This is a genomic window from Bradyrhizobium sp. CCBAU 45384 (assembly GCF_028128665.1).
Classification (GTDB): Bacteria; Pseudomonadota; Alphaproteobacteria; order Rhizobiales; family Xanthobacteraceae; genus Bradyrhizobium; species Bradyrhizobium manausense.
Genome location: NZ_LBIZ01000115.1, coordinates 1 through 23,169 on the forward strand (window position 1 = coordinate 1; position 23,169 = coordinate 23,169).

Sequence of the window (23,169 nt, forward strand, 5' to 3'; positions counted from 1 at the left end):
ACGGCAAGGCTTTTGGCGCGCTCGCCATGGGCCTCGGCTCGCGCGCCCTGTTCCAGCGGGCGCAGGAGCAGCCTTATTTCATCAACGCCATGAACACGATCGCCAAGGGCGCGCTGGTGCCGGTCCCCGGCGGCGTGCTGATCATGGACGGCACGACGTTGCTTGGGGCGGTGGGCATCTCCGGCGATACATCCGACAATGACGAGGCCTGCGCCGTGGCGGGAATCCAGGCGGCCGGCCTCAGGGCCAACGCTGGGTAGCCCTATCACTCTACTGAAGGGGTACGCATTCTATATAGTCGCAGACACGGCCCCCCGCGGGATTGTCGGGGTCGAGTCCCTGGTCCGTTACATCGTCAAACCCACTATTTCAGAAGCCGTCTTTTCCTACACGTCCCGCGCTGAAAGCTGCGCATATCCATTGACGCAATGACTCGGCCGTGATTCGATTCAAGGTACTGGCCACAACAGGCCAGCCAAGCGGCCCGCACAGATGGTGGAACACCTGCGCGAGCCTAACCCTCAACATGGAGCAAGCCATGTCTCAGGCTGATTCTGCCTATACCACGAGTCGTTTACTCTTTCCTGCCGGCCCGGCCGCTCGGCGCCGGCAGTTCGTTACCGCCGGCGCCGCCATCCTGGCCGGGGTCATCACTCCCTCATGGGCTGAAAGCGTCGGTGTTTCGACCGCCCCCGACCCAATCCTCGATGCCATCGAAGGCCACCGCCGAGCCTTTGAGGAACTGGGGCGCCTGCTCGCCGAGCAGGATGCTGCCGAGCGCGAGCTGCGCCGTGCGCCGTGCGGCAGGCGGGCCGAGCTGGAGGCCAAGTTAAGTGGCCTCTGCGAGGCGGAAGGCGCACTCGGTCGTGCTGAGATGAAGGCCTCGCGTCAGCTCGCCGGCACCGTGCCAGCAAGCCTCAAAGGAGCGGCCGCGGCGTTAAAGTATGTGCGTGAGTGTTACGAAGTTGGCCGGTACCCCCTTTACGAGGAGGATGGCTACCGGCTGCTGCTGCTCTCGACTGAACGCGCGATTTGTGGGGCCATTGGTCTCGCTATTCCGCCTCGTGGTGGTGATTCTCGATAGCGATTGCGCACCTTCCTACGAGTGAGATGTGGAAACGAAGTCCTGGTGGAACCACCAAGGCCCCGCCAGACGGAGGCGGTGGGAACGGATCTCCGACCTACGACCACCGTGCCACATCTCGGCTCTATAAGAGGCAGAGGAACTCGCGACGCCAGCGGCCAAAATATGACGCCTGGTACCCGACCGCAAATCATCTGGGGATGGCCCTGAGACCGAGATCGAGGCGGCCGACAGCTTCGGCAGGAGGGCGCGCCCGATCGCTTCACCCGCGCCATTGCAATGCACCTGACGGGGTTCTCCAATTGCGCGCGTTGTCGGGACAGGAACCTGGGTGGCAAACCGCGCGGGTGGGACGATTGCGAACCCTAGAGCGGATGGGGTGGCAGCAGAGGGCGAGCCGGCTCGTTGGCGACTCGATGTTGAACTTGAGCCAAAGCCCAGACGGATGGGGCAGCGGTGACATCATCAAGTCTGTGTCGCGGCTCCGAGTCGGAGAGCAGCGATTGGGCTTTTAGCCGCCGTGAACGTGGCGCTGCGGCCCTTTCGATTGGCGCGTGACGACTATTTTGACCGCGTGACGCGACGCTGCGGCTTCCATTTGTCGGACAAAGCGTTGAAGGCGGCCTCGATCGCCTTCCGGTCGACAACATTGGGATCGAACTGCACCGGATCCCAGAGGCGCATTTATTCGTGCTCCGGATGGGCGGCATCGCCAATGGCATCGAGGTATTCGGCATAGCCTGGCGCACCGCCTATTCCGGACGAGAACGACCGGCGGCATCGAGCAAGAATGGAAGACCGTCTGTCGACGTGTTGTCGAACCACTTTTCGAGTTTGATCACATGATCAAAGCTGTCGCCAAGGTCACAGAGATAATGGATCCTCTTGGCGCCGGTTTCGCGAAGGATATCGGAGAGCCGTGCCCCTTGCGGGCATCGATCTGCTGGGGGCCAAAATCACTGCCGGCATCGGGGATTCCCCAACGTTGTTTGCCATCGGCTCCGATTGGCTCTGCGGTAGCACAAGCGGTAACCAGCGTCATGAACGCAGCTATGAATGCGAACCGCTGCACTTCCCATTCCCCGAACTACGTCGACTCCACCCTGACAATAATGACAGGTGCACTCTGATTCCAGGGGGCTAAATAGCAAAGATGTCACAACGCTACTTCTTTCATATCCGGAATGGCAACTTCGTATCGGTGGACGACGAGGGAATGGATTTCGCGACACCGCGCGAGGCCAACATTTACGGGGCACGCGTCGCCTTCGAAATCGGCACCGACGACCGGGACTACGATGACGCTGAACTAACAGTCGTTGACAGAAAGGGCCGCGAAATCGGGCGCCATCGCATTCAACGTCACTTGCCGCATTGAAGCTACATAGCGTCTATTTGAGCAGCTAACAGGTGTAGTCAGGCAAGTTGGCGTCTGGCTGTCGCGATCGGCATGTACCAGACGCGGTGACCTAGCCATCCAAGATGAGCGACGAATCGTCGCAAGCTTCCATGAGGCGCGACAAGTTTTCCTAGAGGCCATCATGATTCAACTTATTACCGAACGGTCCTGCGGCCACCTTGCGGAAACTCTCATCGCCATGCACCAACGACGCTATCGAGTTTTTAAGGAGCGGCTCGACTGGGATGTCCATAGGAGCGGAGAGACGGAGGTTGATAGTTTTGATACGCATCATCCTGCCTACCTGGAACAGTTGGGGACCAACGACCGGATAGAGGGCTGCGTTCGCCTGGTTCCTTCTGTGGGGCCTACGATGGTGCGCGATACGTATTCCGTTCTTCTCGCAGGTCACGACGCACCATCAGAGCGCTCGATTTGGGAAAGTAGACGATTCACGCTTGACCTCACGACCAATATTCCAAAGGGAAAGAACGGTATCGCTCGAGCAACATATGAATTGTTCGCGGGCATGATCGAGTTCGGGCTCTCGCGACGACTTACCGATATCGTCACGATAACCGATGCTCGAATGAAACGAATCCTAAGACGCGCCAGCTGGCCGTTCCGACGCTTAAGCAACCTGCCCCGTCTCGGAAGCACCTTGCCGGTCGCAGTTTATCTCGAGATATCCACCGAGGCGCTGGCCAGGATCCGTAACGGTGATGTTTTCGAAGGCCCTGTCCTTTGGGAGCCAGTTGTTCTCGCGGTCGCCTGACGAAATTCAGGCCAATGACGCCGGGAACTCGCCCACCTCAAAAATTGTGAGAAGCGCGACAATGGACAAGCCACGCATGTCTCGCGAGCTCGCTGTCGATTTGCAGCAACTGCGGTTTGCGATCGCAGCCGCTGATTACGGGAGCCTTCGGCAAGCCGCCGCGGTATTCTCCATTCCACACTCGATCCTGAGCCGATCTATTCGTCAGTTCGAACACCGGATCGGTACTACCGTATTCGAGCGCTCAGGCCGAGGGGTGCAGCCAACGCCGGCTGGGCGACGCATTTTGAGAATGGCTAGATTGATTCTAGAGCAAATCGATGTGCTGGTCGCAACAGCAAAGTCGAATGGGCGAGGTGAAGCTGGCCGTCTCTCGATCGGATTTTGCACCTCAATTTCCGCTGGAAATCTGCGAGCGACGCTGACCGAATTCAAGAACCGGCATCCTCGAATCGAACTCGCGACGATCGAGCGCTCGCGAACACGTCTCGCAACGTCGCTGCGAAATGGCACGGCGGATGTTCTCATTGTGACTGGTGACGTGCCGCTGCCGGACAATAACATTCGCCCGCTTTGGAGTGAGCGGGTCCTCCTTTCTCTGCCGGAAGATCATGCATTGGCGGCACGAGAAGTGGTTTACTGGACGGACCTCCGAAACGAGACTGTCCTATTAAGCCAGCACGATCCCGGACGCGAACTTGAGGATCTTGTGATATCGAGGCTTGTTTCTCCCGCGGAACGACCAAAGATCGAACATCATGACGTTAGCCGAGGTATCATCAAGAGCCTTATCAGCATGAGGCTCGGAATCGGGTTAGTACTAGAATCAGATATCGGCGCGAGCTTCGCTGGTTTGGTCTATCGCGAATTGCGCGATGGGACGGGGCCGACACGCGTTGGCTTTTCGGCACATTGGCGAGAAGATAACGACAATCCCGCCCTCGTCAATTTTCTCAAACTCTTGGCTGAACGCTATCCGTCGCCGGCTCGCGATTGAGAGGCGCGCCTCAACTTCGCGAAGCCGCGATCGGTTGCCATGAACCGCGCCAGCATCGGCGCGATAAGCTTGCCCGGATCGCTGATGGGCTGACCGGATTCGCCTGCAAGCGCTTTCGCGTACGCAAGCAGATCTGTATGCACGGAAGCCGGCAATTCAACACTGACCTTGACTGGTCTCTCGTCTGGAAGTGCCCCAATCTTAAGCTTGGTCATTTCACCCTCTGTATGGCTCGAGAACGAGATCGCGATTTACGATAACGCGCACCGGAAATCCCGGACGGATGGTCAGCGTCGGCTGAATACTGAGACTGCGCCGAACCACCTGCTGTCCGGTTTGGTTCAGTGTGTCGGAGGCGCCGTGTCGCAACGCCTGGATGATGGCGCTGTCGTTGCTATTCGTGTCGGAACCTGAACCTAGCTCTGTCCCGACAGCCAGGAACGTCGATAGCGCAGCGGCCTTGAATAGCTCGCCCCAGTGATTGTCGACCTGGTCTTCGAGACCTGCATAGCCTGCGGTATCAGCCCCAGGCTGTCGCTCGAGAACGATGGAACGTCCATTCGGCATGATCAGCCGAGTCCAAACGAGCAGGACGCGGGACTGGCCGAAAGTGACCTGACTATCGTAGATTCCGATCAGACGCGCTCCCTGGGCGGTCGCAGCATCGGTCCATTTGCCTGCGGGTCCCTTCGGCGATTCCTGGAGCCGTACGAACATCGAGCGGCCCGGGGTATTGTGAACATCGCCGACCACCCAGTACCGCCCCGCCCGCTTGCCGTGGGAGAGATAGTGTCGACATACCGCCTCCGCCTCGCGCGCGAGACGGCGTGCCAATTCGGAAGCCCTGCGAGACATCACGCGGCCTCCCGCTCACTGACGCGCGCCACCGGATAGATGTCGAGCACCCTTCTTGATATCCTGACGCCGCTTGCATCCGTGGCCACGAACATCAGCAGCTTCCAGGATATAATCTCTCCAAAGAGGCCGTAAGCGCGGAGGCGATCGCGCATCGCGGCGATGAATCCCGATAGCGCGATGCGGTATGCGCCCATCATCCGGATGCGGCGAAGATGGAGCCCCTTGGCGTAGACGGCGCTGTCGATCGCGGCAGAAAACGCCACCCGTCCCCGCTCCCGGAGGCGAACAAAGGCCTCGTGCCACGCCGGGTTATCCGGAGCAAAACGCACGCCAGCGATGGCGACGAGGCGCCCACCGTCGCAAAGACGCGGAAGTGAAGAGGCAATGTGCCGAAGAGCGGCATCCGCCATCCGTCGATCGACATTAACCACCACGGAGAACGGCAGGTTCATCAGAACGACGCTCGGCACCACGTTCGCGTCGAGATGATGATCGATTGCCGTCCCGCAGATGTCATAGGCTGTCTTCCAGCTCCATGCGCCGGCCGCGTCCGAGGCGCCGAAGGCCGCTTCCATGGCGCTTCGCAGGACGGCGGCATCGATGCGACGGCCGCGTTCGAGATCAGTCAATATCTGTCGGGCGACCTTGAGAGCGGCAGAGGTGAGAGTGGGAGCGGCACGCATTGAGAGCGGCGCGGCGGCAGCGCCGCCCGCGAGAGATTCAGTCATGACGGGATTTCTCGGGAGAGCAGGAACGGGTCGAACCGCCCAGCGCTCTCCTTAAGACCAGGGCGATTCAAACCCTTCCCGGCCCAGCTCTCCCTCTCAGTGCTAGCCCATTAAAATGGAGACCGGCGCTACACACTGGCCCCCAAGCAACTGCGAGACGGCAAGAGGCCATCCCGCGCTGTGTCACTCAGCCGCGTCGAGCTGTTGCGGGCCATCGTCGCCGGCGTTCTCCCGATCCTCATCGTCGGCGAGGAATTCGGGCAGCGGGCCCGCTTCCCCCTTCTGCTCCACCGGCGCCGCGTTGCGATCGACGAGACGCAGCGGCTCCGGCAACCAGCCTGCACTATCGAGAAGACGCTCGGCCTCCTTGGCCATGTCGGCCTTTTTCAAGTGGTCGGTCAGTTGCGCGGAAGATTCGCCTCATGCTTCCCGCACAAGGACCCGCGAGCCTCTCCTGCAGCCCATAGCCCATCCGGCAAAACCTACACGACACTCTTACACTCACCTTATAAGCGAGAGAGTCCGGAAAATGCGATGCGCCCGCCTTCCGCCCGATTCTTCATGAGAGTTGGTCTTGAGAGGCCTCGGGAAGCAAGATCAGGTGTGCGCCATTGGCGCATCACCTTGAAACAATGGCACCCGGAGAGCGTGAGCATAGCGACCCGAAGGGACACGCGGGTCCGAGTGCAGCGATGAGACCGGTTAAGAGGGCACCCGGGAACGGGGCAGTGATAGCGATCGCCGCAGGCGGGCCCCTTTTCCGAGTGCCCCCGGCGCAGAGCTCCGCGAGTCCTTGCGCGAGGGATCAACGCCGGATGGCCGAGACGCAAAGCGGCTCGGTTCAACACGAGAGCCCGCTGCGGCGAACGCCGCACGCGCTCAAACGGAAGAGGCGGAACTGAATTTTCCTCGCAACTGCGCCAGATCACAGGCTAGCTCACCCACGCAGTGGCGCCGTCGTTCGTCGGATTCAGACGTGTTTGCCATTCCGACAATTGGAGCTCCTAACCCTGCTTTCCGAGCGACTTTAACGACAGATTATCGGAATAAGGGCTCATGGCTAAAGGGAGTCAGGTGCCTCTCGACCAGCGGGCACACACCACCCTGCCGAAGAGTATCCAGAGCAGATGACCACCTGTTGAGCTGTCTTGCGGTCGATTTCGATCATACTTTTCCCAAGCAGCTCTCAAGCTAAGCGGCCGCTATCGCTGCTTGGTTCCGAGCGCTTCACCGGTCCGATCTACTCGCTCGTACATTCCAACCCAATTTCGCTCCAGGCCAGCCGATTGCCGCACCAGCTATCGTCGCCCCTTGTTTCTCAGTCAATTTTCGAGTTCGGATTCGAGCAGTTTCTTGGCTAGAGCTAGTCGGGCCTGGCATGGCGCACACCGAGACAAACAATTGCGCACCATTATGCATGCACCAGCGAGCGACGAGTGCGAAGAATCATGAACGCTTAGACTGTCGCGATTTATATAGGCGGATGGAGACTAATGGCATCCCGCGTTGCACTTCCTGCTCGTTACCCACCAGTCGGCACATGGCCCGCAGTTATGCGGGCGGATATGGTCGCAGCCTATTTAGATTACCGCGACACAGCCGAACTTGCACGCGCGGTAGCCCGTGGGGAAGCTCCTCGCCCGAGCTGTTATCATGGAACTGGTCGCTCACGACAGCCAGTTTGGTCGAGAGCAGTCATTGACCACTTTACCTCACCGCACGGGACCGCGATCACGGATAACTCAGACGGACAAGACTTGGCCTCGCTCGTATGAAGATGCCTCACACCACACCGATACTTCCTCGTTACTGTCGGCGAAAGGCATTGAAGCGTGGCGGCTGGGCATACTTTTTCGAGCCGCCCACCTGGGCGCGAAAACAAGGCTGCACCATCTCATCCGAAGCCCTGGGCGAGGATCTTGCGGTGGCTCAAGACCGAGTCAAGAATGTCCTGTTACCCGCTTTTGACAGCTGGCGTTCCGGGGGCCTAACCGACATGTCTCCGGCTTCGCCTGTATCTGGCACTTTCGATTGGCTCGTATGGATTTTCAAAACGCACCAAAAGTGGAAAGAAGTCGATCACAAAACGCAGCGACTCTACGATCAAGGATTGGCACTCTTTGCTAATCACGAGCTGAAGGATGGCAGTCGGGCGGGCTCGAAACAGATTGCAACCTTCACCAGAGGATTTGTCGACGCCGTCTATGCGAAGTTGCTGGTCGTAGAACGCAAGGAAGCGGACGGCAACACCATCAAGCGCGAACGTCGGCGCTTCGCAAATGCGGCCATGACGGCTTGCAGGCGCGCTTGGTTTGTTGGCCAGCGCGCCCACGAGGCAAAGGTCCCCGAATTGAATCCATTCTCCCGAATGGGTCTAAAGTCTCGGGCCCCTGGCCAACCAGCGCGGGAAACGCCTACTGCTAGCTGGGACGAGCTTGTCGCGTTTAGGCGCGCAGCCAAGAAGCTCGGGTTTCACTCGGTCGGGACAGCCGCTTTGCTCAGCTGGGAGTGGCTACAGCGCGAAGAACATGTGTTCGGAGCCTTCGAAATAGCGCACTATCGCCCGGAGGGACGGCCAGATAGCGTGAGGATTGTACATCCAAAGAATGGCGAAGAAGCATGGTGGCCTCTCTTCGACGAAAGTGGCACGCCGCTTTTCCCTGAGCTAATGACAGAACTCGACGCTATCAAAGCAAGGGGGATTTCCGGATTGGCTTTCCGGCGCGATCATCCCCATCGAAGATCGAGCATTCAGCTCCCATGGATTACCCAACGCAAAGATCTGCGTTATCTCCGCTTCGTGGTCAAGAAGATCATCTCCGCAGCGGGGCTTCGCGACGAGCTTTCCTTCACATCATTTCGCCACGGCGGCTTTACCGAAGGTGCCGACAGCGACCTCACGGACGCTGAGTTGCGCACCGCCGGCCGTCATCGCTCAAAGTACCAATTGCCAACTTATGCCAAGCGCACCCGGAAGCAGCTGATTACGGCCTCTAAAAAGCGTCGCTCGCAGCGCTCTGGAACAACTCTCTTGGACGATCCGCTCGTGGCCAGAACGAGGTAAGGGGTATGGCCTTCTGCCACATTAGATCTACCGCCCCGTCCAGACCGGCTTCCGCTTTTCGCTGAATGCCTTCAGCCCCTCCTTGGCGTCCTCGGTCATCGCGAGCAGCGCGATCTGGCTTTCGGTGTAGGCGATGCTCTCGTCGAATGACATCGCGGCGATGGCGCGCATGGCATATTTGCCGCGGCGGATTGCGGTCGGCGATTTGTCGACGATGCGGCTGATCAGCCAGTCGACCTTGGCATCGAGCTCCGCCGCGGGCACAACATAGTTGAGTAGACCCGCGTCCTTTGCCGCCTTCGCATCGAACGGCTCGCCGGTCAGCGCCCATTCGTTGACGAGGCGCCGCGGCGCGATCTCCTGCAACAGGCTCAGCACCTGCATCGGAAACACGCCGACCTTCACCTCCGGCAGGCCAAAGATGACATGATCGGCCGCAACTGCCATGTCGGTCATGCACAGAAGGCCCATGCCACCGGCCATGCAAACACCGTCGACACGCGCGATCGCGGGCTTGGTGGCGTTCTGCGACAGCCGCAACAGATCGGCATAATCGACATTCGGCCTGGAATAATCCATCGCGAAGGCCGCGCCTGAATTCTGCAAATCGGCGCCGGCACAGAACGCCTTGTCGCCCGCACCAGTCAGCACGATGACACGGACATCCTTGTCGTCATGGGCGTCACGATAGCCCTTGGTGATGCCGGCGATCACGTCGCCGTTCAGCGCGTTGCGCTTCTCCGGCCGGTTGATGGTGATCCAGAACGCCTGCCCGCGCTTCTCGGTGATGACGGCTGTGGTGTCGGTCATGAGGCTACCTTGCTCCCGGTTTGCAGCCATTTGCGGCAGCTTCGGCGTGAGGTGCAAGGGCAATCTGTCGGGAGGCGCCGCTTTAGCGCCTCGACACAAAATTACGGAGCATCAAAGTGCGAACGCAGCTCAGGCGGCAGCCGCTTTCCGGATCCAGACTTTGTTGTCATGGAACGCCGCGCCGCCGATCGGCGCGATCGTATCAGCGCCGGTCAGCACGTTGATGCCGCGGCCGCCGATATGATTCTTGTTCGGATGCACGGACTCAGCGATCAGCACGCCGCGCCGCACGCCGTCGAACAGCACCGCGATCAGCGTGGTCTCGCCGCGGGTATTCCCCAACGTCACCGCATCGCCATCGGCGATGTCGAGCGCGGCGGCATCCAGCGGATGGATCATCACGCTCGCTCGTCCCTCGCGCGCCTGCGAGGACGGGGTCTCGTTGAAGGTGGTGTTGAGGAAGCTGCGCGAGGGACTGGTCGCGAGCCGGAACGGATGGGCCTGATCGCTATGCTCGATGACGGCCCAATGGTCCGGCAACGATGGCATCTTGTCGAAATCGCCCATGGTCTGGCCGAACGGCGGATGCGCCCAATCGGCCTTGAAGTGAAACTTGTTGTCGGGATGCGCGAAGCCATCGAGATAATGCGAGGTGCGAAAATCCGGCTGCAGATCGCGCCAGATATCGGCCTCGAGGCCGGCGATGTCGCCGTGGTCGCTGAGCCTCAAGGTTGTGTCGATCAGCTCGCGCGGCGTCATCTCGAAGCCCGGGTGCCTGGCGTCAAGCCGCGGCGCCAGCGCCTGCAACACCTCATGGTTGGAGCGGCACTCGCCGGGCGGGTCAATCAGCTTGGGACCGACCGAGATGTGCTGGTGGCCGCCGCCGTAATAGAGGTCGTCATGCTCCATGAACATCGTCGCCGGCAGCACGATGTCGGCCATCAGCGCCGTCTCGGTCATGAACTGCTCATGCACCGCGACGAACAGATCCTCGCGCGCAAAGCCCTGCCGTACCAGCGCCTGCTCCGGCGCCACCGTCATCGGATTGGTGTTCTGGATCAGCATCGCCTTGACCGGACCCTTGCCAAGCAAAGCCTCGGCATCACCGGTAAGGATGCGACCGATCTGCGACTGGTCGAGCGCGCGAACCGTCTTGTCGAGGGCGTCCTGGCCCTCGATGATGGATTCGTTGAAGTGCCAAAGCGCGTAATTGTTGAAGAAGGCGCCGCCGCCTTCATATTGCCAGGCGCCGGTTACAGCGGGAATACAGTTCGCCGCATGCATTTGTGTCGCGCCGTTGCGCGAACGCGTGAAGCCATAGCCGAGGCGAAAGAAGGTCCGCTTGGTCTCGCCGATGGCCTTGGCAAAGGCCTCGATCTCCGCCACCGGCACGCCGCAGATGGCGGAGGCCCATTCCGGGGTGCGCGACTTCAAATGCGCTTCGAGCTCGGCGGGGCAGTCGGTGTACTTGTCCATGTAGGCGCGGTCGGCGTAGGCATCGCGAAACAGCACATGCATCACGCCGCAAGCAAACGCGCCGTCGGTGCCGGGCCGCAGCAGAATCTTGATATCAGCCTGCTTCATGGTCTCGTTGTCGTAGATATCGACAGCCGCGATCCGCGCGCCGCGCTCCTTTCTCGCACGCGCGGCATGCGTCATCACGTTGACCTGGGTGTTGACGGGGTTGGTACCCCAGATCACGATGAGATCGGACAGCGCCATCTCGCGCGGATCGACGCCAGCGATCTTGCCGGTACCGATCGCAAAACCGATGCGCCCGACATTGGCGCAGATGGTCTGGTAGAAGCGCGAATATTTTTTCACATGCGTGAGGCGATTGAGGCCGTCGCGCATCACCAGGCCCATCGTGCCGGCGTAGTAGTAGGGCCAGATCGACTCCGCGCCGAACTCCCGCTCCGCCTGGTTGAAGCGATCGGCGATCTCGTCGAGCGCCTCGTCCCAGGAGATCCGTGCGAACTGGCCGGAGCCCTTCGGTCCAGTCCGGCGCATCGGATACATCACCCTTTCAGGATGATGGATGCGCTCGGCATAGCGGGCGACCTTGGCGCAGACGACGCCGGCCGTATAGGTCTGTTTCTTCGAACCACGAACCCGGCCGATGCTGCGGCCTTCCACCACCTCGACATCGAGCGCGCAGGCCGATGGGCAATCATGCGGACAGGTGGAGTGGCGGATCTCGATCTTGGCGTGCTGGTTCATGGCAATTTCGTAACATCAAAAGACCTGCGAGCCGAGGGCATTTATCCGGCAGTGCCCATGCAAAATGGTCAAAGCCCGCGCGCGGCCTGTTCCTGCCGCGACCGCGAAATGCCCTGCAGTCACACCGAAAGCGGGTCGATATTCCCGATCAAATCGACTTTGTGAGGCGTCGACAGCCTGCGTCCGCTGCCTCTACAGTGCCGGTCAACAAAAACGAGTTCAGGGAGGTGGGTGTGACGGCCCGACACATTTCGCTGGCGCTGGCCGCCGGCCTGCTCGCTGCATTCTCCGCAAGCCCGTCCCCGGCGCAGGATTATCCCGCGCACGCGGTCCGCATCGTTGTGCCGTTCGGCGCAGGCGGCCCGGCCGACGTCGCAGCCCGGCTGATTGGCCAGGCGCTCCAGGAGCGCTTCGGCCAGCCCTTCGTGGTCGAGAACCGCACCGGCGCGGGCGGCGTCATCGGCACCGTCGAGGCCGCGAAGTCGCCGGCCGACGGCTACACTTTGCTGATGATGTCCAACACTCAAACCGCAAATGAATCGCTGCTGACGGCGGAGCAGCGCAAATACGATTTGATGCGCGATCTCGCGCCGATCGCGCCGGTGAACTCCTCCGATCTCGTCATCGTGGTGAACCCGCAAGTTCCAGCGAAGACGCTTGCCGAGTTCATCGCTCTCGCCAAGGCGCAGCCTGGCAAGCTCAACTACGCCTCATCAGGTCAAGGCACGCCCTATCACATGGCCGGCGAGCTGTTCAAAGCCATGGCAGGCACCGACGTCGTCCACGTTCCCTACCGCAACAGCGGCGAGGCCCGCAGCGGCGTGATCGGCGGCCAGGTCCAGATGATGATCGACGCGGTGCCGGCGATGGCACCGAACATTGGCGAGAACCAGGTCCGCGCACTCGCGACCACTGGCCAGCAGCGCTCCGCGGTGCTGCCGAACGTGCCGACCGCCGGCGAGGCCGGCCTTCCCGGCTACGAAGCGACGATCTGGCTCGGCCTGATGGCCCCAGCAGGCACGCCCAAGGGCGTCATCGAGAAGCTCAACTCAGCCGTGAACGCAATGGTGACGCGGCCCGATATCGTCAAGCTCTGGAAGGAGCAAGGTGCCGTGCCGATGTCGATGACGGCAGAGGAGTTCGCAAAATTCCTGCGCGGCGACATCGCGAAATGGGCCGATGTCGTCAAGAAGTTCAACAAGTCCTGAGGCTAGCAGGTCATGCCCACCATTCAATTCCAGCTCAACGGCGCGACGGTGGCAGTCGATGCCGATCCGGACCAGACGCTGCTCGATGTGCTGCGTGGCCCGCTTGGCATCACCGGTGCGCATTTCGGCTGCGGCGCCGGCGAATGCGGAGCCTGTTGCGTGATGGTCGACGGCCAGGCGATGACATCCTGCGACATGCCGATGTGGTCCGTGGCTGACAGGGACGTCGTCACGTTGGAGGGTCTCGGCACGGCCGAGCAACCGCATCCGCTACAGCGCGCCTTCATCTCCGAACAAGCGATGCAATGCGGCTATTGCGTCCCAGGCATCCTGATCAGCGCGGCGGCGCTGCTGAACCGCAATCCGTCGCCGACGGAAGCGGAGGTCAGAGCGGCGCTCGATCGCAATTTGTGTCGCTGCGGGTCGCATAACCGCATGGTCCGCGCCGTGCTGCGCGCGGCATCGGAAATGGCGACATCATGAGCGCGCCGCCTCCCGGCCCGAATCTGCCGCAGAGCCTTGCCGCCAACCCAAGACTGTCGTCGTGGGTGCGGTTCACCGCCGAAGGCCGCGTCGCGATCTCACCCGGCAAGGTCGAAATCGGCCAGGGCATCGTCACGGCGCTGGCGCAAATCGCGGCGGACGAGCTCGACGTCGAGATCGGCCGTATTGAGATGATCCGCGCCTCGACGGCCGCGAGTCCGAACGAAGGCGTCACCTCCGGCAGCCTGTCGATCCAGCAATCCGGCCGCGCACTGCGCCACGTCTGCGCCGAGGTGCGCCTGTGCTTTCTCGCAGCAGCGTCGGATCGTCTCGGCGTCGATCCGGCGCTGCTCGGTGTCGCGGATGGCATGATCTCCGGCCCCGGCAATGTCGCGACCAGCTATTGGGAGCTTGCAGGCGACGTCTCGCTCGATCACGATGCGACGGCGGGCGCTGTCGTCAAGTCCGCCGCTGCGCGCAGCCTCGCCGGGCATTCCATCCATCGCGTCGACATTCCCGACAAGGTATTCGCGCGGCCGCGCTTCATCCATGATCATGCGCTGCCTGAGCTGGTGCACGGGCGCGCGCTGCGGCCGAACGTCTCGGGCGCCAGGTTGATCGGGCTCGACGAGGTACGTGCACGCAGCGTCTCCGGACTCATCGCGATCGTCCGCGACGGCGGCTTTGCCGGCGTCGTCGCCGACAGCGAGGCTGCGGCCGAAGCCACGCTGAAAGCCCTGCGCAAGGGCGCGACATGGTCGCCGGGGGAGCCGCTCCCGGATGAGAACGATCTGGCTGGTTTCCTGAGACGCCAACCGATCGAGACAACAATCATCGACACCAGGACGGCGGCTGCGACAAAAGCTGCACGTACGCTCCGCCGGCAATATACCCGCCCTTACATCGCGCATGCCTCGATCGCGCCGTCCTGCGCGATGGCGCGATGGGACGGCGACCATGTCCATGTCTGGACGCACAGCCAGGGCGTCTATCTGCTCCGCGCTGACCTCGCGATCGTGCTCAAGCTGCCGGCCGAGAACATCGTCGTCGAGCACATGGAAGGCGCCGGCTGCTATGGGCACAATGCTGCCGACGACGTCGCCCTCGATGCCGTGCTGCTGGCAAGAGCCGCCAGTGGCCGCCCGGTTCGGGTGCAGTGGTCGCGCCACGACGAGATGTTCCACGCACCCTTTGGTGCCGCGATGGCCATCGAGATCGAGGCCGATCTCGATGCCGGCAACGAGATCGTCGGCTGGCGCCATGCGATCTGGAGCAATGGTCATACAGCACGGCCTGGACGCGCGGCCCAGCCCGCACTGTTGGCAGCAAGCGAGATCGTCAATCCCTATCCACGCCTGATCTCCACAAATCCGCCGCCCGCCAATGGTGGCGGCGGGGATCGCAACTCGGTCCCGCTCTACGACTTTCCGGCCTGGACCATTACCAGCCATCGCCTGCTGACCATGCCGGTGCGGACCTCAGCGCTGCGGACCCTCGGCGCGCAGGGCAACGTGTTCGCGATCGAATCCCTGCTCGACGAGATCGCGGTCCTGCGCGGCGAAGACCCGATCACATTCCGCCTGCGACATCTCCGCGACGAGCGGGCCCGTGAGGTCATCCGCGCCGTCGCACGTCGCGCAGGCTGGAAACCGCAGAAGCAATCCGGCATCGGCTACGGCGTCGGCTTTGCCCGCTACAAGAACACCGGCGCTTATTGCGCGGCGATTGCCGAGATCGAGGGCGCCGACGATATCCGCGTGAGACGGCTGACGCTTGCGATCGACGTCGGCGAGGCCATCAATCCTGATGGCGTCATCAACCAGATCGAAGGCGGTGCGATCCAGGCGACGAGCTGGGTGCTGAAGGAGCGCGTCCGCTTCGATCCGACCCACATTACCTCGACCTCGTGGGCGGAGTACCCGATCCTCACCTTCAGCGAGGTCCCGGCCGTGGATGTCGAGATCATCCAGCGGCCGGACATCGAGCCGGCCGGCGCCGGCGAGGCCGCACACGGCCCGGTGACGGCAGCGATCGCGAATGCGGTTCACGATTGCCTCGGCGTGCGCGTGCGCGACCTTCCGATTACGCGCGACAGGATCATCGCGGCCATGGAGCTTGCATCGTGACGACAGTGAACATTTTGAGCGGCGGTGCGGCGCAGGGGCTGGTGCGCGGCCTTGCCGAGGCTTTCAAGGCACAGACCGGCTTTGGCATCGACGGCGAATTCGGCGCGGTCGGCGTGATGGCGGACAAGCTGCGTGCAGGCACGCCGGCTGACCTCGTGATCCTGACGCAGGCTCTGCTTGCTAATCTTGCCGCGGCGAAGCTTGTGGCGCCCTCCTCGGTCTCCGATGTCGGCCGGGTCGAGACCGCGTTGGCGGTCCGCAGCCGCGACCCCAAGGTGACCGTGAAGACGGAGGCCGATTTGCGCGACATCCTGCGGTCCGCAGACGCCATCTACGTTCCTGATACCAAGGCCTCCACCGCGGGCCGACACGTTGCAAAAGTCCTGGATCAGCTCGGCATCGCCTATGAGGTCACGTCGCGCCTGAGGATTTTTCCGAACGGCGCAACGGCAATGCGCGAGCTGGCGATGTCCACCGCCGCGCGGCCAATCGGATGCACGCAGGCGACCGAGATCATCGCGACCGACGGCATTGCCCTATCGGGTTCGTTGCCGCCGGGATGCGAGCTGGTGACGATGTACACGGCCGGCATCGCCGCGCGAGCGGTGCATCCGAAGGAAGCGGCGGCGCTGATCGCGCTGCTGACCGGCGCAGACCAGAAAGATCTGCGCCAGCGCATGGGTTTTGCGAGCTAGAAACGGAGCTTATTTGTGCAGCTGGGTGAGACCGGTCGGCGGCCCGTCGATCCCGGTCCAGCCGCCGTCGACGAACAGCGTGCTGCCGCTGACATAGCTCGCGGCATCCGAGGCGAGATAGGCAACGGCCGTGGCGACTTCGTCGGCGCTGCTCCAGCGGTTGAACACGGTGTGGCCGGCATAGAGATTGTAGATGTCGGGGCGCTGCTTGAACGGGCTGGTCAGCGCAGTCTCGACGATGCTCGGCGCAATCGCGTTGACGCGCACGCCGGCATCGCCGACCTCGGAGGCAAAGCCCTTCACCAGCAAACCGATCGCCGCCTTGGTCGAGCCGTAGATTCCAAGGCCCGGCTCGATGGTTACCGCACGCACCGAGGAGCAGGCTATGATGCTGCCGCCCTTCTGCTCGACCATGATGCGGCCGAACGCCTGGAAGAACCAGACCGTGCCCTTGACGTTGAGGTTGAGGACGCGGTCGAGATCCTCCTCGGTGTAGTCGAGAATGGTCTTGCGGATGTTGAGCCCGGGCGTCGTCACGGCGATGTCGAGCCGGGAAAATTTCTGCATCACGAACTTGGCGAGCGCATTGACGTCAATAGCGCTCGAAGCATCGCAGTTTGCCGCCTCGGCCCAGCCACCCGTGTCGCGAATGCCCGCAGCCGTCGCCTCTGCCGCGTCAAGCGCGCGATCGGCACAGACCACGCGGGCGCCGAGCCCCGCCATCGCCTCGGCCGACGATTTGCCGATGCCTGATGCGGCGCCAAGCACCACGGCGGTCTTGCCGGTGAGATCAAAGAGCTTGCGATAATCAGTCACGGACAGATTCTCCCTGTTGCTGTGACGCAAACTATCGCAAGCGCGGTTCGCCGGCCAATGCCGGCGGACGCACGACAGCTATCCTTTGTACCCCATCAGCAGACGAGGCAGCCACAGCGAGAAGGCCGGGACGTAGGTCACGAACATCAGCGCGGCGATCAGGGCCGCGTAGAACGGCAGGATGGTGCGCATCACCGCGCCTACCGAGATGCCGCCAATGGCGCAGCCGACGAATTGCGTGGTTCCGACCGGCGGAGTGTTCAGCCCCAGGGCGCAGTTGATCAGCATCAGCATGCCGAACTGCACCGGATCCATGCCCGCCTTCATCGCGATCGGCAGGAAGATCGGGGTGCAGATCAGGATGGTCGCCGCCATGTCCATGAAGGTGCCAAGCAGGAACAGGATGATGTTGATGAGCAGCAAGATCATCCAGGGCTGCGTGGACACTTTGCCCATCAGGTCGCCGGCGAAATCGGCGACTTCATAGAGGCCCATCAGGTACTGGAACATGGTGGAGACGCCGATCAACAGCAGCACCACGCCCGTGGTCTTCACCGCCTTGGCCGCCGCATGCAGGAAGTTATTCCAGGTCATGGTTCGATAGATGAAGAACGTCAGCACGATCGTATAGGTGACAGCGACGGCGGCGGATTCAGTTGCCGTGAAAACCCCCGACAAGATACCCGTCAGGATGATGCCGACGATCAGAAGGCCGGGCAAAGCGGCCGCAAACGAGCGGACCACCTCGGTCCAGCCGGGGAACTTGCCGGCGGGATAGCCGCGCTTCACTGCAACCGCGTAAGCGGCGACCAGCATACAAATCATCAGCACCAGCGCCGGCAGCAGGCCCGCTGCGATCAGCGCCCCAATCGAGACCTTGCCGCCGGCGGCGAGCGCATAAATGATCATGTTGTGACTGGTCGGCATCAAGGCGCCGACGAGCGAGGCATGCGTGGTAACGTTGACGGCGTAGTCGGTGTCGAAGCCCTCCTTCTTCATCATCGGGATCATCACCGCGCCCATCGCCGACACGTCGGCCACGGGCGAGCCGGAGACACCGCCGAACAGCGTGCAGGCGACCACGTTCGACATGCCGAGGCCGCCGCGGATATGACCGACGAGATTTTTGGCGAGCTGCACGATCTTGTCGGCAACGCCGCCATGGAGCATCAACTCACCGCTGAAGACGAAGAACGGAATGGCAAGGAACGAGAAGATATTCATTCCCGACATCATCTGCTGGAAGATGACGGCGACGGGCAGGCCTTCGTAGAGAATGGTGCAGATCGCCGAGAGGCCGATCGCGAAGGCGACCGGTACGCCGAGAACCAGAAAGCCGAAGAACGTGGCGCCGAGAATAATCAGTTCCATGAGGGGACAACCTCTTCGCCGCGCAGGAGAGCGATGATGTGCTCGATTGAAAAGGAGACGATCAGGATGCCGGAGGCGACCAGCGGCACGTAGCGAACGACCTCTGGGAAACCGAGATTGGGGATATGCACCGTCCCGACCGACGCGCCGAGGATCCAGCCGTTGTAGGCCATGGCAACACCGAACAGAGCCACCAGGACGTGGATCAGGAGCTCGACCTTCTCTCGCAGGTGATCCGGAAGCATCACCAAGAGACTGTCCATGCCGATATGTCCGGCATCGCGCACGCCGACGGCGGCGCCGATCAGCGTGACATAGAGGATCAGGACGAGCGCGAGGTTTTCGGTCCAGGTTGGGCTGGAGTTGAGCACGTAGCGTCCGAACACCTGGTAGAACACGATGGTGACGATGACGAGCAACCCGCTCACGGACAGGTACATGCCTGCACGGGCGATAGGCGCATTGATCCGCGACAGCAAACTGGTGGACGGACGGCCCGCCTCCTGCTCATTGTCTGCGACGTGTGGGTCTGTCATCCCGCCCCTCCTTGTCAGGATCCGGCGCCGCGCAGGCGCAGCGCCGGATCTGGTCCCCTCGTGCTTTTACTTGGTGTCCTGGATGCGCTTGACGAGGCTCTGGAGCTTCTCGTCACCGGCGAACTTCTGGTACACCGGCTTCATCGCGTCGACAAACTCCTGCTTGTTCGCGACCGTGACGACCTGAACGCCGGCGGCTTCGACGGTCTTGCGGGACGCCTGCTCGCGCTCGTCCCAGAGCTTGCGCATGACCGGCACCGATTCCTTCGCCGCCTTGCGGACCATCGCCTGATCCTCCTTGCTCAGCGTATCCCAGACCTTCTTGGACATCACGAGGACCTCAGGCGCCAGCGAGTGCTCGGTGACGTTATAGAATTTGGCAGCCTCGAAATGACGCGAGGACTCGTAGGAGGGCCAGTTGTTCTCGGCAGCGTCGACCAGGCCGGTCTTGAGCGCGGTGTAGACCTCGCCATACGGCATCGGTGTCGGATTGGCGCCGAGGCTCTGGATCATGCCGACCCAGAGGTCCGATTGCTGGACGCGAATCTTCAGGCCCTTGACGTCGGCCAGCGACTTGATCGGTGCCTTGACGGTGTAAATCGAACGGGCGCCGCTGTCATAGTAAGCGAGGCCGATCAACCCCGCAGGCTCCATGGCCGCAAGGATCTCGTCGCCGATCGGCCCGTCGAGAACGGTGCGCATATGCTGCGTGTCGCGGAAGACGAAGGGCAGGCACAGGGCGACGGTTTCCGGCACGAAGTTGTTCAACGGCGATGCGTTGATCCGCATCATGTCGAGCGCGCCGATCTTGAGCTGCTCGATGGTGTCCTTCTCGGAGCCCAAGGCCCCGTTCGGAAATACCTTGACGCCGAGCTTGCCGCCGCTCGCGGTCGCAAGCTGCTTGCCCATGAACTTGACGGCTTCGACGGTCGGATAGTCGGCCGGATGGACGTCGGCCGAGCGGAAATCGCGTGCAGTCGCGAACGGCGCCGAGACAGCCAGTGTAGCGGCTGCGATGATACCGATGAGTGTCTTCATCTGGGCTTTCCTCCTGAGTTGATTATGTCGTCGTTGGGCTGGTGCTACAGACCGCCTTGCGTCGCTCCACTTCAGGTGTGAAGTCAAGCGCTACAACTGCACCACCTTCGTAGGATAGCGCGGCGGGGTCGAGTAAATCTGGCTGGTTAACGATCTCTGCCCGCGACCGTGCGGTGCTCATCGCGCCCGCTCCTGCGGGGGACCCGTGCGTCAGGTGCCGGCTCCCCGGCAATCGGGCCGCGCCGTCGGCCAATGCTGGATGCGCGGTAACGATGCTCATCGTATCCATAGACGTTCCTCTGCTTTGTGCTCGACCGCTATTGGTTGCGGCTTGGAGTTTGGGCGAGACGATCGCCTCGTCTATTATGAACGCGCCCCTTCGCCAACGTCGTCCCTAGGGCGGGCGACATTCTGAGTCCAAGCCAAATGCGGCATCGATCGATGCTGGACTTGCATTGATCCGCCAGGCGGCACCCGGCGGGACAATCACATAATTCTTCTTTTACGAAATACCCCGCGCCCGGCGGCAGTCGGGATCATCGACGGCTAGACCGCAAAATCACTCGCCGTCGAGGCCGCTCTCAGCCAGCTCGCGCAGTGCATCGGTGTCGAGCACAACGATGGCGCCATGCTCAAGGCGGACCCAGTTGCGGCCCGCCCATGCGCGCAATTGTTTGTTGATGCTCTCGCGCGTCATCCCCACCATTTCACTGATCTCCTGCTGGGTGATCGCGAGGGTGCCACTGCCGGAATCGAGCTTGCGCTCCTCGGTGAGACCGAGCAATGCGCTCGCGAGCCGGCCCGGCAGATTCTGCAGGATCACCTGCTCGACCTGTTGGCTGGTCCAGCGCAGCCGCGCGCAGAGCAATTCGATGAATTTCATTGCCAGCGCCGGCTGACTCTTCACGAAGGGGAGGAAGTCGCGGCGATCGATGATGTAGAGTTCGCAATTGGTGTTGGCAGTCGCATCGGCCGACCGTGGCGCACCATCGAGCACTGCGATCTCACCGAAGATCTCTCCCGGACCGATCAGGTTGAGAATGGCATTCCGGCCATCGGGCGACGAGGAAGAAATTTTCACTGTTCCCGTGATCACCGCGAACAGATTGTTTCCGGGGTCGCCCTTCGCGGCGATCGTCGCGCCGCGCTTGACCGTGGTGTGTTTGGCATAGCGGCACAGTTGATCGAGCGCGTCCGGCTCAAGATCCGCGAAGATCGGATGCTTGCGCAGGACCGACAATTTGTTACCCGACGAGTGCCGGGGGTCGCCGGTCTTGTCCTGAGGCACGCCGGGACTCCTAAGACTGCGAGCGCTGGAGTTCCTGCGTAGTCAGTGTTGCCCGTCTTTTCAACCGGAAAGCACGGGACAGTTTGAGGCAAGTGCCGTTAAAATGTCGCGGTAGCGCCACCAATCCGCACCCGCAGGGTGCGTGGATGCAATGCAGACCATGCAGAGTTGCAGAGAAGGCGGATCGCGATCAGGCCCGGGTCACGGCGGAATGGCGGATAGCTGCCGCGGAAGGCGCATCAAAATGATCTTGGGAACTTCAGCGCTTTGTGTCCGAACCGAGCCTGCGAGCACTCGTCTGTCGGTCCGCCCAAGCCAGCGCCCAGGCAAATGCCACAAAGACGGCCACCACGGCCATGGTCACAAGCAGCGCGTCAGTCGGCATCATCCCCTCCCGGACCTTGTTGTGGGGGCATTATTGGCGAAGCGCGACTGCCGTCATTGATCCGGATCAAAAATCAGCGAGGGCCAGGTCGTGTCGGGATTCAGGCCGCGGCCAAGGCTTCGATCCGGGCGGGGTCGCGCAGGCTGATTCCGCCATGGATGATCTCGATCGCACCGTGCCGTTCCAGCTTTGTGAAGGTGCGGCTGACGGTTTCGATGGTCAGGCCAAGGTAATCCGCAATGTCCTGCCGGCTCATCGGCAAGGGGACAGTATTCGACGAGCCCTTCAGCGGGACCAGTCGCTCCCGCCAGCCGAGCAGAAAAGTCGCGACCTTTTCATCTGCCGAGCGACGGCCGAGCAGGACCATGTGGTCACGCGCCTGGCTCAGCTCTCGAATCGCCAGCTCGTTGATGCGCTTGAGCAGATGCGGCCGGTCCTCCATGAAGCGGCCAAAAGCCATCTTGGCGAATTGGCACACGGTCACGGTACCAATCGCATCGGCCGAAAAATTGTGGCGGCCGGACAGATTCATCCCGAGGAAATCGCCGGGCAAAGCGAAGCCCACGATCTGCCGGCGACCGTCAGGCAGCAGCTTGTAGAGCCGCATCACGCCTTCGAGGAGGTTGTAGAACGAGGTCGTAATATCCTCCTCGGAAAACACCGTCTCTCCCGCTCCGAAATGAACGCGTCGCCCGAGATGTTCGAACTCTCCGAGCTCGGCCGGGTCTAGCGACGCACAAACCGCGATGCCGCGGACCGCGCAGTCGCTGCAAAAATGATCGTTTGGCTCAATCATCGTTACGGAAGCCTTCATCCATCGCCCAGGCGTCATCGAATCTCCGCACCCGACAGAAACCGCGCCAAATGCATTTTACTGCAACCCGCCAAAGCCGATTGACCCAGATCAAATTTGATGCGCATCCCCGCCCTACTCTGCGCCGAGAATTCAACGGGACCGATTTCCATGCTGCACGCCGCGCTGCGCTACGGCCTGATTGGGCTGCTCCTGATCACTCCCGCGCTCGCCGCGCAAACAGCCGAACAACGCGGCAAGGCCTATGCGCGCGCCAATTGCGCGCGCTGCCACGCGATCGACCGTCGTTCCGAAAGCCCGCTCAAGATCGCACCGCCGTTCAGAACCTTGCACCGGCGCTACGCGATCGATTCCCTCGAGGAAGCACTCGCTGAAGGTATCTATACCGGCCACGCCGACATGCCCGCTTTCGAGCTCGAGCCCGACCAGATCCACGACCTCCTGTCCTATCTCAAGACGCTCGAGTAGCTTTGG

22 protein-coding genes and 3 pseudogenes are annotated in these 23,169 nt (G+C 61.9%); 11 read left to right on the plus strand and 14 right to left on the minus strand.

Features of this window, described 5'->3' with window-relative positions; all coding sequences use genetic code 11:
• Positions 1 to 260: GlcG/HbpS family heme-binding protein (locus XH80_RS27825; RefSeq protein WP_271601331.1), on the plus strand; the 260-nt coding region annotated here is incomplete at its 5' end.
• Positions 261 to 538: 278 nt separating this feature from the next.
• Positions 539 to 1,084 carry a hypothetical protein gene (locus XH80_RS27830; RefSeq protein ID WP_271601332.1) on the plus strand — a complete coding sequence of 182 codons (546 nt, stop codon included), beginning with the start codon at positions 539 to 541 and terminating at the stop codon, positions 1,082 to 1,084.
• A 561-nt stretch (positions 1,085 to 1,645) separates the two neighbouring features.
• On the opposite strand, the gene XH80_RS27835 is transcribed toward XH80_RS27830, so the two are convergent.
• Both XH80_RS27835 and XH80_RS27840 read right to left on the minus strand, forming a co-directional pair.
• On the minus strand, positions 1,646 to 1,768 hold the full coding sequence (locus XH80_RS27835) for a hypothetical protein (protein WP_271601333.1): 123 nt from the start codon (positions 1,766 to 1,768) through the stop codon (positions 1,646 to 1,648).
• Between the two features lie 68 nt (positions 1,769 to 1,836).
• Positions 1,837 to 1,992 carry an IS1096 element passenger TnpR family protein gene (locus XH80_RS27840; RefSeq protein ID WP_333968869.1) on the minus strand — a complete coding sequence of 52 codons (156 nt, stop codon included), beginning with the start codon at positions 1,990 to 1,992 and terminating at the stop codon, positions 1,837 to 1,839.
• Positions 1,993 to 2,237: 245 nt separating this feature from the next.
• Between XH80_RS27840 and XH80_RS27845 the strand changes: the two genes are divergently transcribed.
• From XH80_RS27845 to XH80_RS27855, 3 genes are all read left to right on the plus strand, one after another.
• Positions 2,238 to 2,462, plus strand: coding sequence for a DUF6894 family protein (locus XH80_RS27845; RefSeq protein WP_271601334.1), 225 nt, complete (start codon positions 2,238 to 2,240; stop codon positions 2,460 to 2,462).
• Between the two features lie 163 nt (positions 2,463 to 2,625).
• A complete protein-coding gene (locus tag XH80_RS27850; protein ID WP_271601335.1) occupies positions 2,626 to 3,258 on the plus strand; it encodes an acyl-homoserine-lactone synthase in 633 nt (210 codons plus the stop codon).
• A 61-nt stretch (positions 3,259 to 3,319) separates the two neighbouring features.
• A complete protein-coding gene (locus XH80_RS27855) occupies positions 3,320 to 4,255 on the plus strand; it encodes a LysR family transcriptional regulator (protein WP_271601336.1) in 936 nt (311 codons plus the stop codon).
• Here the strand turns inward: XH80_RS27855 and XH80_RS27860 are convergent.
• The 4 genes and pseudogenes from XH80_RS27860 to XH80_RS27875 all read right to left on the minus strand — a co-directional run.
• Positions 4,231 to 4,470, minus strand: coding sequence for a DUF2274 domain-containing protein (locus tag XH80_RS27860; RefSeq protein WP_271601337.1), 240 nt, complete (start codon positions 4,468 to 4,470; stop codon positions 4,231 to 4,233). The two genes, XH80_RS27855 and XH80_RS27860, sit on opposite strands and share 25 nt — an antisense overlap.
• Position 4,471: 1 nt before the next feature.
• A pseudogene (locus tag XH80_RS27865) lies at positions 4,472 to 4,909 on the minus strand (TrbI/VirB10 family protein); the annotation flags it as partial.
• Positions 4,910 to 5,334: 425 nt separating this feature from the next.
• Positions 5,335 to 5,841: pseudogene (locus XH80_RS27870) on the minus strand (hypothetical protein); the annotation flags it as partial.
• Positions 5,842 to 6,024: 183 nt separating this feature from the next.
• Positions 6,025 to 6,261: pseudogene (locus XH80_RS27875) on the minus strand (DNA-binding protein); the annotation flags it as partial.
• Positions 6,262 to 7,666: 1,405 nt separating this feature from the next.
• Here XH80_RS27875 and XH80_RS27880 point away from each other — a divergent pair.
• Positions 7,667 to 8,905 (plus strand): hypothetical protein, encoded by a 1,239-nt coding sequence (locus XH80_RS27880; protein ID WP_271601338.1) that lies wholly within the window; start codon positions 7,667 to 7,669, stop codon positions 8,903 to 8,905.
• A 27-nt stretch (positions 8,906 to 8,932) separates the two neighbouring features.
• Here the strand turns inward: XH80_RS27880 and XH80_RS27885 are convergent, their stop codons facing one another.
• Positions 8,933 to 9,715: an enoyl-CoA hydratase/isomerase family protein gene (locus XH80_RS27885; protein ID WP_271601339.1), complete on the minus strand. Its 783-nt coding sequence runs from the start codon at positions 9,713 to 9,715 to the stop codon at positions 8,933 to 8,935.
• A 129-nt stretch (positions 9,716 to 9,844) separates the two neighbouring features.
• Positions 9,845 to 11,935 carry a molybdopterin oxidoreductase family protein gene (locus XH80_RS27890; RefSeq protein ID WP_271601340.1) on the minus strand — a complete coding sequence of 697 codons (2,091 nt, stop codon included), beginning with the start codon at positions 11,933 to 11,935 and terminating at the stop codon, positions 9,845 to 9,847.
• Between the two features lie 233 nt (positions 11,936 to 12,168).
• On the opposite strand from XH80_RS27890, the gene XH80_RS27895 reads away from it, so the two are divergent.
• From XH80_RS27895 to XH80_RS27910, 4 genes are read left to right on the plus strand one after another with little or no spacing between them, the layout of a single operon-like run.
• Positions 12,169 to 13,143 (plus strand): tripartite tricarboxylate transporter substrate binding protein, encoded by a 975-nt coding sequence (locus tag XH80_RS27895; RefSeq protein WP_271601341.1) that lies wholly within the window; start codon positions 12,169 to 12,171, stop codon positions 13,141 to 13,143.
• 12 nt (positions 13,144 to 13,155) lie between these two features.
• Positions 13,156 to 13,626: a (2Fe-2S)-binding protein gene (locus XH80_RS27900; RefSeq protein WP_271601342.1), complete on the plus strand. Its 471-nt coding sequence runs from the start codon at positions 13,156 to 13,158 to the stop codon at positions 13,624 to 13,626.
• Positions 13,623 to 15,752: a xanthine dehydrogenase family protein molybdopterin-binding subunit gene (locus tag XH80_RS27905; protein ID WP_271601343.1), complete on the plus strand. Its 2,130-nt coding sequence runs from the start codon at positions 13,623 to 13,625 to the stop codon at positions 15,750 to 15,752. The genes XH80_RS27900 and XH80_RS27905 overlap by 4 nt, the downstream gene beginning before the upstream one ends.
• Complete coding sequence (locus XH80_RS27910) at positions 15,749 to 16,447, plus strand: molybdate ABC transporter substrate-binding protein (RefSeq protein ID WP_271601344.1); 699 nt, start codon at positions 15,749 to 15,751, stop codon at positions 16,445 to 16,447. Before XH80_RS27905 ends, XH80_RS27910 begins: the two co-directional genes overlap by 4 nt.
• A gap of 9 nt (positions 16,448 to 16,456) precedes the next feature.
• Here the strand turns inward: XH80_RS27910 and XH80_RS27915 are convergent, their stop codons facing one another.
• From XH80_RS27915 to XH80_RS27940, 6 genes are all read right to left on the minus strand, one after another.
• On the minus strand, positions 16,457 to 17,263 hold the full coding sequence (locus tag XH80_RS27915) for an SDR family NAD(P)-dependent oxidoreductase (RefSeq protein WP_271601345.1): 807 nt from the start codon (positions 17,261 to 17,263) through the stop codon (positions 16,457 to 16,459).
• 78 nt (positions 17,264 to 17,341) lie between these two features.
• Positions 17,342 to 18,634 carry a TRAP transporter large permease gene (locus tag XH80_RS27920; protein WP_271601346.1) on the minus strand — a complete coding sequence of 431 codons (1,293 nt, stop codon included), beginning with the start codon at positions 18,632 to 18,634 and terminating at the stop codon, positions 17,342 to 17,344.
• The gene (locus XH80_RS27925) at positions 18,625 to 19,170 is read right to left on the minus strand and encodes a TRAP transporter small permease (protein ID WP_057749503.1); all 546 of its coding nucleotides are present in this window, start codon (positions 19,168 to 19,170) and stop codon (positions 18,625 to 18,627) included. The genes XH80_RS27920 and XH80_RS27925 overlap by 10 nt, the downstream gene beginning before the upstream one ends.
• A 66-nt stretch (positions 19,171 to 19,236) precedes the next feature.
• Positions 19,237 to 20,208, minus strand: a complete 972-nt coding sequence (locus XH80_RS27930) for a TRAP transporter substrate-binding protein (protein WP_057749505.1) — start codon at positions 20,206 to 20,208, stop codon at positions 19,237 to 19,239.
• 559 nt (positions 20,209 to 20,767) lie between these two features.
• Positions 20,768 to 21,496: a Crp/Fnr family transcriptional regulator gene (locus XH80_RS27935; RefSeq protein WP_057749508.1), complete on the minus strand. Its 729-nt coding sequence runs from the start codon at positions 21,494 to 21,496 to the stop codon at positions 20,768 to 20,770.
• 485 nt (positions 21,497 to 21,981) lie between these two features.
• Positions 21,982 to 22,695, minus strand: coding sequence for a helix-turn-helix domain-containing protein (locus XH80_RS27940; RefSeq protein ID WP_333968870.1), 714 nt, complete (start codon positions 22,693 to 22,695; stop codon positions 21,982 to 21,984).
• Positions 22,696 to 22,845: 150 nt separating this feature from the next.
• Between XH80_RS27940 and XH80_RS27945 the strand changes: the two genes are divergently transcribed.
• The gene (locus XH80_RS27945) at positions 22,846 to 23,163 is read left to right on the plus strand and encodes a c-type cytochrome (protein ID WP_057749514.1); all 318 of its coding nucleotides are present in this window, start codon (positions 22,846 to 22,848) and stop codon (positions 23,161 to 23,163) included.
• Positions 23,164 to 23,169: the final 6 nt, after the last annotated feature.